Annotated in this window: 14 protein-coding genes; 10 read left to right on the plus strand and 4 right to left on the minus strand. The window is 68.8% G+C overall.

The window, feature by feature from the left end:
* The first annotated feature begins 114 nt into the window (after window positions 1–114).
* The 3 genes from QGN31_RS00245 to QGN31_RS00255 are packed head-to-tail and all read left to right on the plus strand — an operon-like array spanning window position 115 to window position 3977.
* Window positions 115–2340, plus strand: coding sequence for an acyl-CoA dehydrogenase (locus QGN31_RS00245; RefSeq protein WP_014943182.1), 2226 nt, complete (start codon window positions 115–117; stop codon window positions 2338–2340).
* Window positions 2341–2348: 8 nt separating this feature from the next.
* The gene (locus tag QGN31_RS00250) at window positions 2349–3557 is read left to right on the plus strand and encodes a thiolase family protein (RefSeq protein ID WP_014943181.1); all 1209 of its coding nucleotides are present in this window, start codon (window positions 2349–2351) and stop codon (window positions 3555–3557) included.
* Between the two features lie 6 nt (window positions 3558–3563).
* Window positions 3564–3977 carry a Zn-ribbon domain-containing OB-fold protein gene (locus QGN31_RS00255; protein ID WP_014943180.1) on the plus strand — a complete coding sequence of 138 codons (414 nt, stop codon included), beginning with the start codon at window positions 3564–3566 and terminating at the stop codon, window positions 3975–3977.
* Between the two features lie 3 nt (window positions 3978–3980).
* Here QGN31_RS00255 and QGN31_RS00260 read toward each other — a convergent pair whose 3' ends face one another.
* Window positions 3981–4958, minus strand: coding sequence for a LacI family DNA-binding transcriptional regulator (locus tag QGN31_RS00260; RefSeq protein ID WP_038538275.1), 978 nt, complete (start codon window positions 4956–4958; stop codon window positions 3981–3983).
* Between the two features lie 291 nt (window positions 4959–5249).
* Between QGN31_RS00260 and QGN31_RS00265 the strand changes: the two genes are divergently transcribed.
* Genes QGN31_RS00265 through QGN31_RS00290 form a run of 6 tightly spaced genes read left to right on the plus strand, consistent with a single transcriptional unit; the run spans window position 5250 to window position 11534 of the window.
* On the plus strand, window positions 5250–6599 hold the full coding sequence (locus tag QGN31_RS00265; RefSeq protein WP_041785330.1) for an amidohydrolase family protein: 1350 nt from the start codon (window positions 5250–5252) through the stop codon (window positions 6597–6599).
* 2 nt (window positions 6600–6601) lie between these two features.
* Window positions 6602–8938 carry a CaiB/BaiF CoA-transferase family protein gene (locus QGN31_RS00270; protein WP_014943179.1) on the plus strand — a complete coding sequence of 779 codons (2337 nt, stop codon included), beginning with the start codon at window positions 6602–6604 and terminating at the stop codon, window positions 8936–8938.
* Between the two features lies 1 nt (window position 8939).
* On the plus strand, window positions 8940–9272 hold the full coding sequence (locus QGN31_RS00275) for a hypothetical protein (protein ID WP_009953154.1): 333 nt from the start codon (window positions 8940–8942) through the stop codon (window positions 9270–9272).
* Between the two features lie 26 nt (window positions 9273–9298).
* Window positions 9299–10459, plus strand: coding sequence for a thiolase family protein (locus QGN31_RS00280; RefSeq protein WP_014943178.1), 1161 nt, complete (start codon window positions 9299–9301; stop codon window positions 10457–10459).
* Entirely contained in the window at window positions 10456–10890 is a 435-nt protein-coding gene (locus tag QGN31_RS00285) for a Zn-ribbon domain-containing OB-fold protein (protein ID WP_014712579.1), read from the plus strand. The genes QGN31_RS00280 and QGN31_RS00285 overlap by 4 nt, the downstream gene beginning before the upstream one ends.
* On the plus strand, window positions 10887–11534 hold the full coding sequence (locus tag QGN31_RS00290; protein ID WP_043955518.1) for a MarR family transcriptional regulator: 648 nt from the start codon (window positions 10887–10889) through the stop codon (window positions 11532–11534). The genes QGN31_RS00285 and QGN31_RS00290 overlap by 4 nt, the downstream gene beginning before the upstream one ends.
* On the opposite strand, the gene fadD1 is transcribed toward QGN31_RS00290, so the two are convergent.
* The 3 genes from fadD1 to QGN31_RS00305 all read right to left on the minus strand — a co-directional run bounded on the left by fadD1 (window position 11476) and on the right by QGN31_RS00305 (window position 14860).
* Window positions 11476–13107, minus strand: coding sequence for a fatty-acid--CoA ligase FadD1 (gene fadD1 / locus QGN31_RS00295; protein WP_014943177.1), 1632 nt, complete (start codon window positions 13105–13107; stop codon window positions 11476–11478). The two genes, QGN31_RS00290 and fadD1, sit on opposite strands and share 59 nt — an antisense overlap.
* 85 nt (window positions 13108–13192) lie before the next feature.
* On the minus strand, window positions 13193–13954 hold the full coding sequence (locus QGN31_RS00300; protein WP_014386113.1) for an SDR family NAD(P)-dependent oxidoreductase: 762 nt from the start codon (window positions 13952–13954) through the stop codon (window positions 13193–13195).
* A gap of 75 nt (window positions 13955–14029) precedes the next feature.
* Window positions 14030–14860, minus strand: coding sequence for an alpha/beta fold hydrolase (locus QGN31_RS00305; protein WP_014386112.1), 831 nt, complete (start codon window positions 14858–14860; stop codon window positions 14030–14032).
* Between the two features lie 68 nt (window positions 14861–14928).
* On the opposite strand from QGN31_RS00305, the gene QGN31_RS00310 reads away from it, so the two are divergent.
* On the plus strand, window positions 14929–15537 hold the full coding sequence (locus tag QGN31_RS00310) for a TetR/AcrR family transcriptional regulator (RefSeq protein ID WP_014383532.1): 609 nt from the start codon (window positions 14929–14931) through the stop codon (window positions 15535–15537).
* The last annotated feature ends 6 nt before the right edge of the window (window positions 15538–15543 follow it).

Genomic DNA, 15543 nt, shown 5'->3' on the forward strand with positions numbered 1-15543 from the left:
ACTACCCCCGGTAGTCTGCCACAAGACGAGACGGTCCGTCTTGTCAGACTCGCATCCGGAGCCGAAAGGGTAGCAATCAGTGCGGCCATCGTCAGTCACTATGCGGCCGCCCGCATGACCCTGGGGCTGAGCCCGGAACAACAGGAGCTCTGCGACGCCGTCGGGCAGTTCGCTGCCCGCAATGCCCCCATCGCCACGACACGCGGCAGCTTCGACGAGCTCTCGGCAGGCCGCCCACCCGGATGGTGGGATGCGCTGGTCGGCAACGGGTTTCATGCCGTGCACCTGCCGGAGGACCTCGGCGGCCAGGGCGGACGGCTGATCGACGCCGCGTGCGTGCTGGAGGCGGCGGGCAAGTCGCTGTTGCCCGGCCCGCTGCTGCCGACGGTGGCCGCGGGTGCGGTCGCCTTGCTGGCCGATCCGACACCGAGCGCGCAATCACTGGTGCGTGACCTCGCGGCCGGCGTCACCGCTGCCGTCGTGCTTCCGGGCGACGGGGATCTGCACGCCTGGGCCGTGGACGGGCGGTGGTCTCTCAACGGGGCGTCGGAGATAACACCGGGCGTGTGCGCGGCGCGGATCATCCTGGTCGGCGCGCCGACCCGGGAAGGCGACGTCGTCTGGGTGCCGGTCGACACCCAAAAGCGCGCGGTGACAGTCGAACCCGTCCGCGGCACCGACCTCGTCGCCGATGCCGGGATCATGCGTCTGGACGACTACACGGCGACGGACGACGAGGCACTCACCGGGATCGACGCGGCACGCGCGCGCTGTGTGCTGTTGGGTCTCGTCGCCGCTACGACGGCCGGCATCGTCCAGTGGTGCCTGCAGGCCGTTACCGCCCACCTGCGCAGCCGCGAACAATTCGGCAAGGTGATCGGCACGTTCCAGGCGTTGCAACACAGCGCGGCAATGCTGTTGGTCAACAGCGAATTGGCCACCGCGGCGGCCTGGGACGCGGTGCGCGCCGTCGACGAATCACTCGATCAGCACAGGATGGCCGCCGCCGGGGCGGCCGTGATCGCGATCTCGCCCGCCCCGGACCTGGTGCTCGACGCGTTGACGATGCTCGGCGCCATCGGTTTCACCTGGGAGCACGACGTGCACCTGTACTGGCGGCGGGCCATCAGCCTGGCGGGATCCATCGGCCCGGCGAACCGCTGGGCGCGGCGGCTGGGGGAGCTCACCTGCACCCAGACGCGCGACATGTCGGTGAACCTCGGCGACGCCGAGCCCGAATTCCGTTCCTGGGTGGCCGAGACGCTCGATGCGGCCCTGCAGTTGCGCAACGACAAACCCGCGCCGCACGGCGACTATGAGCACCTCGCCACCGGGCCGCAACGCACGCTGATCGCCGACGCCGGCCTCATGGCGCCGCACTGGCCGGCGCCGTGGGGCGTCGATGCGGATCCGTTGAAACAGCTCATCATCGACGAGGAGTTCGCCAAGCGACCCGGCCTGGTTCGGCCCTCGCTGAACATCGCCGAATGGATCCTGCCCTCGGTGTTGGCCGCCGCGCCAAAAGACTTGCAGGAGCGGCTGATCCCGGCGACCCAACGCGGCGACATCCTGTGGTGTCAGCTGTTCAGCGAACCGGGAGCCGGCTCCGACCTCGCGTCGCTGACCACCCGCGCGACCAAGGTCGATGGCGGCTGGCGGATCAACGGCCACAAGATCTGGACGTCGTTGGCCCAATACGCCGACCTGGGTGCGCTCCTTGCGCGCACCGACCCCGAAGCCAGTAAGCACCGCGGCATCGGCTATTTCATCCTCGATATGCGTTCCCCCGGGGTGGAGATCCAGCCGATAAAGACGGCGACCGGGCAGGCGCATTTCAACGAGGTGTTCCTCAACGACGTGTTCATTCCCGACGAGATGCTGCTGGGTGGCCCCACCGATGGTTGGAGCCTGGCGATCGCGACGATGGCCGAAGAGCGTTCGGCCATCAGCGGATACGTCAAGTTCGACCGGGCCGTCGCGCTGCGCCGGCTCGCCGCTCAACCCGGACGGGACCGTGACGACGCGTTGCGTGAGCTCGGCGAGCTCGACGCCTACACCAACGCGATCAGGGCACTCGGGGTGCGCGAAACCATTCGGCTGCTCGACGGTCAGGCGTCCGGCCCGGCGTCCAGCATCGCCAAGGTCGCGATGAATGTGCTGCTGCGGCGCACCTTCCAGGCCACGCTGCAGCTCACCGGGCAGGTCGCGATGGTCGACGACCCCGACACCGCGGTCGTGGAGCCCTATCTGCATCTGCCGGCCGAGCTGATCGGCGGGGGAACCAGGGAGATCCAGCTCAACATCATCGCGCAGATGATCCTCGGACTACCCCGAAAGTAGGACAGCTCATGGGTTTACGTGGCGAGGCCGCGATCGTCGGGTACGTCGAACTGCCACCCGAACGAATGACCAAGGCGTCGCCCGCCCCCTTCGTCATCGAGCAATGGGCCGAACTCGGCGCCGCCGCGCTCGCCGATGCGGGATTGCCCTTCGAGGTTGTCGACGGCATCGTGGCGTCACACCTGGCCGAGTCGGAGATCTTCGTCCCCTCCACCATCGCCGAATACCTCGGAGTGGGGGCGAGGTTCGCCGAACACGTGGACCTGGGTGGCGCCAGCGCCGCGGCCATGGTGTGGCGGGCCGCCGCAGCCGTCGAACTCGGCATCTGCGACGCCGTCTTGTGCGCGCTGCCCGCCCGGTACATCACCCCGATGTCGCCGAAGAAACCCAGATCGCTCGGCGACGCATTGTATTTCGGGTCGTCGAGCAACCAATACGGCTCTCCCCAGGCCGAATTCGAGATCCCCTACGGAAATCTCGGCCAGAACGGACCGTATGGCCAGGTCGCCCAACGCTACGCGGCGATCTACGGCTACGACGAGCGGGCGATGGCCAAGATCGTCGTCGACCAGCGCACCAACGCCAACCACACCGAGGGCGCGATCTGGAAGGACAAGCCACTGACCGTCGATGACGTCCTGGCCAGCCCGGTCATCGCCGACCCGCTGCACATGCTGGAGATCGTGATGCCGTGTGTGGGGGGCGCCGCCGTCGTGGTCGCGAACGCCGACGTCGCCAGGCGCTCCCGCAATCGGCCGGTGTGGGTCAAGGGATTTGGCGAGCACGTGCCGTTCAAGACGCCGACCTACGCCCAGGACCTGCTGCAGACCCCGATCGCCGCCGCCGCCGACACGGCCTTCGCCATGACGGACCTGACCCGGGAGGAGATGGACATGGTTTCGATCTACGACTGCTACACCATCACCGTGCTGCTCTCCCTCGAAGACGCCGGATTCTGCGAGAAGGGCAAGGGGATGGAGTTCGTCGCCGGCCACGACCTCACGTTCCGCGGCGACTTCCCGCTCAACACCGCCGGCGGCCAATTAGGCTTCGGCCAGGCGGGTCTGGCCGGCGGCATGCACCACGTCTGCGACGCCACCCGCCAGATCATGGGCCGCGCCGGGGCGGCGCAGGTCGCCGACTGCCACCGCGCCTTCGTGTCCGGCAACGGCGGGATCCTGTCCGAGCAGACCACGCTCATCCTCGAGGGAGACTGATCACCGATGACCACCTTCGAGCGGCCGATGCCCGTCAAAACCCCTACCAGCGCGCCGTTTTGGGACGCGCTCGCGCAGCACCGCATCGTCATCCAGTATTCGCCGTCACTGCAGACGTATGTGTTCTATCCGCGGGTGCGCGCGCCGCGCACCCTGGCCGACGACCTGGAATGGCGCGAGATCTCCGGGATGGGCACGCTGTACTCCTACACCGTGGCCCACCGGCCGGTCAGCCCGCACTTCGCCGATGCCGTGCCCCAGCTACTCGCCATCGTCGAATGGGACGAGGGCCCAAGGTTTTCCACCGAAATGGTCAATGTCGACCCGGCCCGCCTGCGGGTGGGGATGCGGGTGAAGCCGGTGTTCTGCGACTACCCGGAACACGACGTCACGCTCCTGCGTTACGAGCCAGCCGACTGACGCTCACGTCGACGCCCGCACCACCAGGTGGGCGATGTCCGTCAGCTCGGGGGAGGGCGGGGCGGGTTGCCCCAGCCGCTCGAAGACGGCGGCGAGGGCGGCGTCGGCGACCGCGCAGGGGTCGAACTGAACGGTGGTCAGCGGTGGGGTGCTGACCATGCCCATGGGACTCGCGTCGACACCCATCACCGCGAGGTCGCTCGGACAGCGCAGCCGCGCCCGATGGATGCCGTAGAGGACGAGGCAGGCGATCTCGTCGCTTTGGGCGCAGACGGCGGTGACCCCGTCGCCCACCCATCCGGTGACCACGTCGGCGGCGTTGTCCAGGGTGACCTGGTCGACTCGCACGGGTGGCAGGTCGCGCGCCTGCGCGGCCCGCGACACGCCTTCGAACCAGTAGTCGCCCAGCGGCCTCCAGCGGTCAACCCCGGTGTACGCGAAGGCGATTCGCCGATGGCCGCGCTCGACGAGGTGCTCGACTCGCATCTCGCCGACCGAAAGATGCGGGTTGTTGAGTGCGGGCAGTGTCCCGATCTCGATGTGCGGGATGCCGGCCTTGGCCACCGCCTCGCGGGCGGCCGCGCTCAGCGGGAACAGGCTGGTGATCGCGACCGGGTCCAGGTTCTCGATCGCATCGACGACATGATGATCGTCGTCGGTCTCGAAAACCTGGACCTGAAGCAGACCCTGGCGGGCCAGCGCCGTGGTCATGCGGCTGCCCGCCTGCATCGGCATCTCGCCCACGGCCACGTGCGGCACCACGTAGAGCACCACACCGCTTTTGCCGCGCGCGAGGTTGCGGGCGGCGAGGTTGGGCCGATAACCGAGGAGTTTGGCGGCGCGGTAGACGGCGTCGCGGGTTTCGGGGGAGATCCGCCGGCCCTGCGCGTTGTTCAGCACGTAGCTGACCGTGGCGGTTGACACGCTGGCCAACCGGGCCACGTCCGCGGTGGTCGGACGCGCCGCCTTATTGCTGCTCAACTTCCGTCACCTTCCGGGCCCGGTCATGCCCCATGGTGGCATGCGAGACCCACCGGCACCGCAGGATGTCGTGTGGTGGAGCCGCATCACGTGGACTATTAGTCCACATGCGCCGGGAACGTCGTGCCCGAGCCGCCGGGAACAGGACGCGAAGCCCGGCAGCGCCTTGTCTCGTTGCGATGCAGCGGAAGACGCGAGAGGGGCGCGCTGTGTCCAACGCACCGCGCGTCGTTGACACTGTGATCGGCGCCATTATCTACTAGTCACTATAAATTGACCGAGGAGCGCGGCATGAACAAGGACGATCTGATCCTGATCAGCGTGGATGATCACATCGCCGAGCCGGCCGACATGTTCGACGCCCACGTTCCCGCCAAGTACAAGGACCGCGCCCCGCGGGTGGTCCTCGAACCCGACGGCGTCCAGCAGTGGTACTACGGCGAGGTGCGCGGCCGAAACATGGGCCTGAACGCCGTGGCCGGCAAGCCCCGCGAGATGTACAACATCGACGCCGCGCGCTACGACGAGATGCGGCCGGGCTGCTTCAACGTCGATGAGCGGGTCCGCGACATGAACGCCGGCGGGCAGCTGGCGGGGTTGAACTTTCCGAACTTCACCGGATTCTCCGGCCAGGTCCTCAACCAGGGCCCCGACCGCGAGGTCAACCTGGTGATGATCAAGGCCTACAACGACTGGCACGTCGACGAATGGTGCGGGGCGTACCCGGGCCGGTTCATCCCGTGCGGCATCCTGCCGCTGTTCGATGTGGCCGAGGCCGCCAAGGAAGTCAAACGCCTGGCCGACAAGGGTTGTCACGCGGTGACGTTCTCGGAGAATCCGGAAGCGTTGCAGATGCCCAGCATTCACACCAAGTACTGGTATCCGCTGTTCGAGGCCGCCTGCGAGAACAAGACGGTGCTGTGCACGCACGTCGGCTCCGCCTCCCGCTCCCCGCAGGTGTCGACCGACGCGCCGCCCAGCGTGCAGATGACGGCGTCGTCGATGATGAGCATGTTCACCTTCACCGAACTGATTTGGGCGGAGTTCTGGGCGGACTTCCCGCAATTGAAGTTCTCGCTCACCGAGGGCGACGTCGGCTGGATACCGTACTTCCTCTGGCGCGCCGAGCATGTGTACAACCGTCACTCGGGGTGGACACTGGCGACGTTCCCGCCCGGCTACAGTGGTCCCACCGATGTGTTCAAGCGGCATTTCTACACCTGCTTCATCAGTGACAAGGTCGGCGTCCACAACATGGAGTGGTTCAACGAGGACATGCTGTGCTGGGAGTCCGACTTCCCGCACTCCGACAGCAACTGGCCGTTCGCGCCGGAGGACATCATCGCCACCATGGGCCACCTCGACGACCGGGTCATCGACAAGATCACCCACGAAAACGCCATGGCCGCGTACTCATTCGACCCGTTCCAACACATCCCGAAGGAACAGGCGAGGGCCGGCCGGCTGCGCGCGCAGGCCACCGATGTCGACGTCGTCACCCACGTCGGCCGCCGAGCCAGCCAGCGTGACCGGGACGCGTGGACCCGGATGACACAGTTCGCCCTGCAGGCCGGAGCGGCCGCGCCCGTGACGGCCGAGGCGGCCGGCATCGCCGGACGCGCCACCACCCTGGGTAACTGAACGTGGCGGGTGCGGCGCCGTTCGCGGGTTGGCGCGTGCTGGAGTTGTGCAACGGACTGGCGGTGTCCTACTGCGGGAAGATGTTCGCCGACGCCGGGGCCGAGGTGGTGAAAATCGAATCCCCGCAGGGCGATTCGCTGCGCGCCTGGTCGGCGGCGGGCGGGCCACCGGGGGCGCTGTTCGGATATCTGGCCGCGGGCAAGAAGTCGGTGATCAACCGCGGCCAGGCAGAGGTCGCGTCGCTGCTGGCCGGCGCCGACCTCGTGCTCACCGACCTGACCGACGGATGGACGCTCGACGGCATCACCGCGCACACCGCCGCGTCGGCGGTGGTGGTGGCCGTGACACCGTTCGGCACCACCGGGCCCTACGCCGAAAACCAGGTCGCGGCCAACGAATTCATCCTGCAGGCACTGTGCGGATCGATCGCCGGGCGGGGCTGGCCGGACGACGAACCGGTGCAAGCCGGCGGGCGGCTCGGGGAATGGCTGGCGGGCACGTTCGCCGCGGCGGCCGCCGCGGCCACGGCGCGGCACGCCGCCCGAAGCGGCCGCGGCCGGGTCATCGACGTCTCGACGTACGAGGCCATGGTGATCGCCATGGGCGGCCTGTCGGCGATGTCGGCGAGCGTGCTGGGCCCCGATTCGCTGCTACACGAACGCAGTTTGGAGCTGCCGTCGATCGTTCCCACCGCCGACGGCATGGTCGGCTTCTGCACCATCACCGCGCAGCAGTTCCAGGACTTCCTGGTGATGATCGACCGCGCCGATCTCGTCGGCGACGCCGAGCTGGCGTCCTTCGCCGGACGGGTCGCGCGCCGCGACGAGTTCCTGGACATGGTCACCGCCTGGACCAGAAGCCGCACCACCCAGGAGATCGTCGACGTCGCCGTGGCCTTCCGGATTCCGGTCGCCCCCATAGCGTCTCCCGAGATGCTGCCCAAACTGGACCACTTCGTGGAACGCGGCGTGTTCGTCGAATCGCGGGACGGGGTGCTGGCGCCGCGGGTGCCGTATCGCAGCGAGGCTATGGCGACCAGGCCGCCCAGGCAGCCCCCGGCGCTCGGCGCCGACAACGCACGGCTGCACTGGCCGCCGCGACCCCAACCGCCCCGCACCGACGAGGCCGACGCGCTTCCGCTGTCCGACGTGCGGATCACCGATTTCACCGCGTTCTGGGCCGGCCCGGTCGCCACGCAACTGCTCGGCGCCCTGGGCGCCGACGTGATCAAGGTCGAGGGCGTCCGGCGGCCCGACGGCATGCGGTTCTCCGCGGGCCGCCCTCCCGACTGGGATCAATGGTGGGAGTGTGGCCCGGTCTTCTTATGCAGCAACAACAACAAGCGCGGGGTCAGCGTCGATCTGGGCACCGATGCCGGGCGATCCGTCGCGCTGGAACTCATCGCCGCCAGCGATCTGGTCATCGAGAACTTCTCGCCCCGGGTGATGGCGAACTTCGGCCTGGAATGGGACGCGGTCCGCGCCGCCAACCCACACGCCATCATGGTGCGGATGCCCGCCTTCGGCCTCGATGGCCCGTGGCGCGATCGCGTCGGGTTCGCGCAGACGATGGAGCAGGCGACCGGCATGGCGTGGATGACCGGCCACGCCGACGGTCCGCCCGTGATTCCGCGCGGAGTGTGCGACCCGATCGCCGGCTTGCACGCCGCCTTCGCCGCCGTGGCCGCACTGGCGATCCGCGACCGCGAGGGTGCCGGCATGCAGGTCGAATCGACCATGGTCGAGGCGGCGCTCAACGTGGCCGCCGAAATGCTGGTCGAGTACTCGCGCAACGGAATCGTCCTGCGGCGCAACGGGAACCGCGGCCCCGGCGCGTCCCCCCAGGGCGTGTACCGCTGTCGCGGCGACGACGAATGGGTCGCGCTCGCCGCGCTGGACGCCGCCGCCCGGGGGTCGCTGGCCGGGCTGCTCGACCAGCCGGATCTACACGACACCGCGTGGGACGAACGGGCCGACGACATCGACAAATTGATCTGCGCCTGGGCCGCGACGCGCTCGGTGACCGAAGCGGTCGACGCGCTGCGCGCCGCCGGCGTGGCCGCCGCGCGCGTCACCCCCGCCGCGGCGCTGCTGACCGATCCGCACCTGCACGCACGCGGCTTCTGGGAGACGGTCGACCATCCCGTCGCCGGTTCTTTCCTGTGCACCGGAATGCCTTTCGCGTTCCTCGACCGGCCGAGACGCTGGATCCGGCGGGTGCCACCGCTCTACGGGCAGCACACCCAAGAGGTACTCACCGACATTCTCGGGCACAGCGAAGCGGACCTGGCCGACCTGCGGCGCTCGGGCACCATCAGCGACCGGCCGGCGGGCCTGTGACATGGCGGTCAGCCTGTGCGTGCCGCCCCGCGCCGGGGAGCTGTGCGCGCCGGTGCGCTTCTTGGTGCGCCGGGATTCCGTGGTGATGGAGCTGACCGCCCGCCACCGCATCACCAGCGTGGAGTGGGACGAGGACGAACACGCGGTGGCGATGGTCGTCGAGATCACCGACCCGCAGACGGCGCGACCGGTGGACGTGCGGATCGACGTCGTGGAAGTGGCCGGCACCGATCACAGCCCCGCGCCCGGCACCATCATCGGCACCATCACCCGCGACGGGAGACGATACGAGGTCAGGGGCACCTACCTGGGTGTCGTCGCGGACGAAAACTGAACGGCGGTAACGGGAATGGAACATCGGTGAGCGCGACGAGGCGCACCGCGGCGATTGTCGGGGTGCACAACACCCGGCAGGGACGTCGGTTGGACGGCGAAACGTCGCGCGGCCTGGCGATCAAGGCGATCCTGGGCGCGCTCGACGATGCCGGGCTGACCCTCGATGACGTCGACGGCATCAGCGCGAGCCCCCAGTCGACCTCGTTGATCTACGACCTGCGGATCGGCCCGGCCTGGCAGGGCCTGGCCTTCGGGGTCGGCATGATCACCGAGGCGGTCACCGCGATCGAGCACGGCATGGCCGACGTGGTGGTGCTGGTCGCGGCGCAGGCCGGCGAATACCGCGACCACGAGGCCACCGCGCCGTGGACCCGGCCCGAAAACGAATTCGTCGCGCCCTGGGGCATGTTCACCACCGCCGAATTCGCGCTCATCGCCCGGCGCCACATGCACGTCTACCGCACCACGCGCGAACAACTCTCGCTCGTCGCCGCGACCATCCGCAACAACGGTTCGCGCAACCCAGAAGCCGTCTACTACCAGCGGGGCCCGTTCGCGCCGGAGGACATCACCGCGTCGCGCCCCATCGCGGACCCGTTCCATCTCCTGGACTGCGCGACCACGTCCGAAGGCGGGTGCGCGCTCGTCGTGGCCAACGTCGACGCCATCGACGTCAAGAGTCAACCCATCTACGTCCTGGGCAGCGGCGCGGACTTTCACGGTCCCTCCTACCAGCACCCACCGGCGTACGACCTGGCCGGGCGGCGCGGCGATCACGTGAACGGTGTGGTGGGCCGGCGCGCGGCCGAGTGCGCATTCACCCACGCCGGGCTGCGCCGCGAAGACGTCGACGTGCTGGAACTCTACGACCCGTTCTCCTTCGAAATCATCCGCCAGCTCGAGGCATTCGGCTTCTGCGGCGACGGCGAGGGCGGGCCGTTCGTCGCCGATGGCCACATCGCCATCGACGGCAGCCATCCGATCACCACCGACGGGGGGACCATGTCGTTCAGCCACGCGGGCTCCAACCCGCAGATGATGCAGCGCGCCATCCGAGCGGTTCAGCAGTTGCGCGGCCAGGCCGGCGATCTTCAAGTCCCCGATGCGCATATCGCGTTGTGTAGCAACGGGGGAGCGGGGGCGTTGTTCACGACGGTACTGATTTTGGGAGACGAGCCACGGTGACCTCTGATCCATTGCGACCCCAAACCGGCCCCGTCCCGCACGCGAGCAGCCAGGTCAGCGTGCCGTTCTGGGAGGGCTGCCGGTCGCGGCAGCTGCGTTATCAGCGTTGCGCGGGGTGTGGCCTGGCGAACTTTCCCCCGACCGAGCATTGCCGCCAATGCCTTTCGCAGGTCGTCGACTGGCGGGAGGGCAGCGGTCGCGGCGAGATCTACAGCTGGACGGTGGTTTATCGGCCGGTGACACCCGAGTTCGAACCGCCGTATGCGCCGGCGATCGTCACGCTCGACGAGGGCTATCAGATGCTGACCAACGTCGTCGGTGTGCCGCCGGAGGACATCGAGGTCGGCCTGCGCGTGCGGGTGCGATTCCACGACGTCGGTCCCGGCGTGACGCTTCCGTACTTCACCGCGGAAGGAACCGACAGTTCGTGAGTCCCCGTACCAGCAACGGACTTCCGGTCACCGCCTACCTGGTCCTGGGCGTGCTGGCGGCCAACGACGAGCAACTCACCGCCGGCGAGATCAAGATGCGCGCCGAACTGTCCGTCGGCCACTTCTACTGGTCCCCGTCGGTCAGCCACGTGCGGCGCGAACTGACCAGGCTGCTGGCCCGGGGAATGGTCAGCGAGACCGGCGCCCAGTCCGGCAAGCGCGCCATCACCCTGTACGAGACCACCGAGGCCGGGCTCGACGCGCTGCGCCGCTGGGTGCAGCACTTCCCGGGGCAGGACCAAGTGGTCATCAAACACCCCGTCATCCTCAAAACCTGGCTGGCCAGCGGCGAGGACCCCGAACACGTCCTGGACACCCTGGACCGCCATCTCGACGCGACCCGGGCCCGCCTCGACGAGGCGCTGTGGTCGCGGCAGCGTTCCCGCGAGCTCGGCATCACCGACGACCCCGAACAGCGCTACTCCTTCGCCGTTTTGGACTACGCGATCCGCGGGCTGTACGCGGAGATCTCCAACATCACCCAGCTGCGCGACGAGATCGCCGCCGGCACCACCCGCGATCCGGTCAAACGGGTGCGACGGTCGAAGGGGCAGATCCGCCGTAGGGAGCCCCGGAGCCCGTGACCGCATAGGCTGTCCCGCGGGATTCGCGCTCCCACAACACTTCTCCCTGCCCGATCGCGGTTCCCTGGGCGATCAACTGGCGCTTGAGCACCTTGTGGGTGGCGGTGCTGGGCAGGTCGGCGGCGATGCGGACGTAGCGTGGGCGCGCCTTGGGGGACAGGTCGGGCTGGGCGTCGAGGAACGCTTCGAATTCGTCGGGCGCCAGCGTGTGGCCGTCGTTGAGCACGACGGCTGCCATCACTTGATCGCCGACATGGCCGTCCGCGACGGCGTAGACCGCGACCCGGTTGATCGCGCTGTGGCGCAACAGGATCCGCTCGATGGGCGCGGCGGCCAGGTTCTCGCCGTCGACCCGCATCCAGTCGGCGGTGCGGCCGGCCAGGTAGATCCAGCCGTCGGAGTCGCGGTAGGCGAGGTCTCCGGACCAGTACATGCCGTGGCGCATGCGCTCGGCGTTGGCGTCCGGATCGTTGTAGTAGCCGGTGAAGAAACCCGAGCCGGCCGTGTTCACCAGCTCGCCCACCGCTTCGTCGGCGTTGACGAGTGCCCCGTCGGCGTCGAACCGGGCGACCGCGCATTCGGTGACGGTATCGCTGTGGTAGATGGCCACCCCGTCGGCGCCCCGCCCGATGGAGCCCTTGGGCGTGCCGGGTTCGCGGATCACGATGACGGCGTTCTCGGTCGACCCGAAGCCGTCCTCGACCTGCACACCGAACCGGCGCGCGAACTCCTCGATGTCCTTGTCGTTGGCCTCGTTGCCGAACGCCACCCGCAGCGGATTGTCGGCGTCGTCGTCGCGTTCGGCGGTGGCCAGGATGTAGGCCAGCGGCTTGCCGACGTAGTTCATGTAGGTGGCGCCGTGGCGGCGGATGTCGTCGAGGAAGTTGCTCGCCGAGAATTTCGCCGGCACGATCGCGGCACCCGAGCACACCGCCGGCGCCCATCCCGCGACCACCGCGTTGGAATGAAACAGCGGCATCGACACGTAACAGGTGTCCCGGTCGGTGAGGGTGAATCGCTCGGCCAGGCTGAGCCCGGCGACCGTGGCCATGAAGTGAGATACCTGCACCGCCTTGGGATTTCCGCTCGTTCCCGACGTGAAGATCATCATGAAGGCGTCCATCGCGGTGACCTGCCGATGCGGAGTGAGCTCGCCGGCGGAGTCGATGAGCTCGGCCCACTGCGGCGTCGAGGTGTCGAGGACGCGCGTGTCCGCCAGGTCCAGGCCGTCCAGCAGCGGGCGGTGCTCGGCGTCGGTCACCACGAACTGGCAGTCCGCGCGGCGGACGTCGGCGGCCAGCGCCTCGCCCCGGCGGGTGGTGTTCAGGCCACACAGCACGTAGCCGCCAAGCCCGGCCGCCGCCATCTGGCTCAACATCTCGGGGGTGTTTCCCAGCAGGGCGCCGACGTGCACCGGCCGGGACGGATCGGCGGCGGCCAGCAGGGCCGCGGCCCGCGCCGTCGAGCCCTCCAGATACTGACGCCAACTCCATTGCGCATCACCGTATTTCACCGCGATCGATGAATCGGATAGGCGCTTGCGCAGCAGCGCTTGAATCGTGTCGTCAGCCATCGGTCCGATTCACCCTCACTCTGCCTACCCTACGAGACGAGACGGTCCGTCTTATAGTAGCGGCCGGCGGCGGGCGGCGTGCCGCCTAGCCACCCACCATCATCAGGCCGCCGTCCACCGCCAGCAGTTGCCCTGTGATGAAGCCCGAGCCGGAACCGGCCAGAAACACCAGCATCGGCCCGAGGTCGCGGGTGGGGTCCCCCAGCGTCCCGCCCAGCGGGATCATCATCTTCATCTGCTGATCGATCAGGGCGGCGGCGTCGGGGCCGAGAAAGTCGCGCAGCCGGTCGGCACCCGGCGTCTGCACGGCGGGAGCCAGGGCGTTGACGGTGACGTTGTCGGCGGCCCAGGCCTTGGCGGCCGACCGCGTCCACGCCTGCACCGCGCCCTTGGTCGCGGCGTAGACGGCCGAGATCGGGCTGCCCATAACGGCTTCCGACGAGCCGAAGTTGATGATCCGTCCGCCCTTGGGGTCCTGGTCCCTCATGACGGCGTAGGCGGCCTGGTTGGTGAGGATGGTTGCCTTGACGTTGGTGTCCAACAGGAACGAGATGTCGTCGGCGCCGATATAGCCGGGGATGCCGGCCTGCCAGAGCCCCGCGGCGTTCACCAGCACGTCGAGCCCGCCCAGGTGGTGCGCCGCGTCCGTGACCGTCGCCGAGACGCCGTCGGGATCACGCGCGTCGCACTGAAACCACTTGGCGGCGAGGCCTTCCGGCGGCGGCGTCCGGTGATAGGTCGCGGCCACCTCGGCGCCCGCCTCGATCAGGACCCCTACCGCGGCGGCGCCGATGCCGGTGGCGGCGCCGGTCACCAGGATCCGCCGGCCTTGCAGGACATGTTCCATGCCCGCGAGCGTAACGCCATGGCGAAATCCCGCTCGGATCTCCGCCGTGGCGTTACGACCGCGAAGCAGAACGCGTTACGCGCGCACCGCGACCGTCGACAGCAGATCGGCCAGGCGGTCCGGCTGGTCGACCATGGAGAACGTCCGCGCCCCGGCGATCACCTCGAGGCGGGCGTTGGGGATGGTCGCCGCCAGCCGGGCGCCGTCCTCCTGCTCGAAGAACACGTCGTCGGCCGACCATGCGACGAGCGTCGGCTTGTCGAAGTCGTACAGCCTGGCCGCCACCGTCGTCGTCACCTCGGGGCGCATGGAAAGGGTGAACTGGCGCAGGTCCTCGGCGACCGCCGGCAGCGACTGCGCCGGGCGCACCCAGAGCTCGGTGAGGTCGTCGATGTTGCGGTGCGCCAGGCCGTCGAACGCGCGCTTGCGCACCGTGGGCACCCGCATGGCCTGGGCGACGGCCCGGAACGTCGTCTTCGACTTGGCCGCCAGGATCACCGGTTTGAGGATCGGCGGTGGAAAGTGTTCGAACGCATCGCAACTCGTGAGCACCAGCGCACCCAGCCGCTCGCGGTGGTGCACGGCGACCAACTGGGTGACGACGCCGCCGGTGTCGTTGCCGACCAGCACCACGTCCTCGAGGTTGAGCGCGGCGAGTGCCTCGGCGACCATGGCCGCCACGCCGGTGATGGTGCGATCGGCGCCGCGGCGCAGCGGCTCGGGGTGTGCGCCCAGCGGCCAGGTCGGGGCGATGCACCGCAATCCGCGGGCGGCCAGCCGTTCGCTGACCTGGCGCCACAGTTGGCCGCCCATCATGTAACCGTGCACGAAGACCACGGGCCTGCCGTTCTCGGGTCCGGTTGCTTCGTAATGGATGGTTCCGGCACTAATGTCGATCGTCGACATATGAGGACTCCTACGTCAGAGATACACTTACAAACAGGCTGTCTGTTCGTAAGTTACCAACAGGTTGTATGGAAAGCAAGAGACGCACCCAGGAGGAGCGCTCCGCGGCCACCCGCGAGGCGCTGATCGCGGCTGCCCGCAAACTCTGGGGCCTGCGGGGATACGCCGACGTGGGAACGCCCGAAATCGCCTCGGCCGCCGGGGTCACCCGCGGCGCGATGTATCACCAATTCGCCGACAAGGCGGCGCTGTTCCGTGAGGTCGTCGAGGTCGTCGAGCAGGATGTGATGGCGCGGATGGCCGTGGTGGTCGCCGAGTCGGGGGCGGCGACGCCGACGGCCGCGGTCCGGGGCGCGGTCGACGCCTGGCTCGAGGTGTCCGCCGATCCCGAAGTGCGGCAACTGATCCTGCTGGACGCGCCGAGCGTGCTCGGCTGGGCGGGATTCCGCGACGTCGCACAGCGGTACAGCCTGGGCATGACCGAGCAGATGCTCACCGAGGCGATCCGGGCCGGCGAGTTGGCCGAGCAGCCGGTGCGGCCGCTGGCGCACGTGCTCATCGGCGCGCTCGACGAGGCCGCGATGGTCATCGCCACCGCCGATGACCCGGACCGCACGCGCGACGAGACCCGGGAAGTGCTGCACCGGCTCATCGACGGGATGTTCGACGCGCGCTGACGAGGC

It is taken from the genome of Mycobacterium sp. 2-64 (assembly GCF_035918375.1).
Taxonomy (GTDB): domain Bacteria; phylum Actinomycetota; class Actinomycetes; order Mycobacteriales; family Mycobacteriaceae; genus Mycobacterium; species Mycobacterium intracellulare.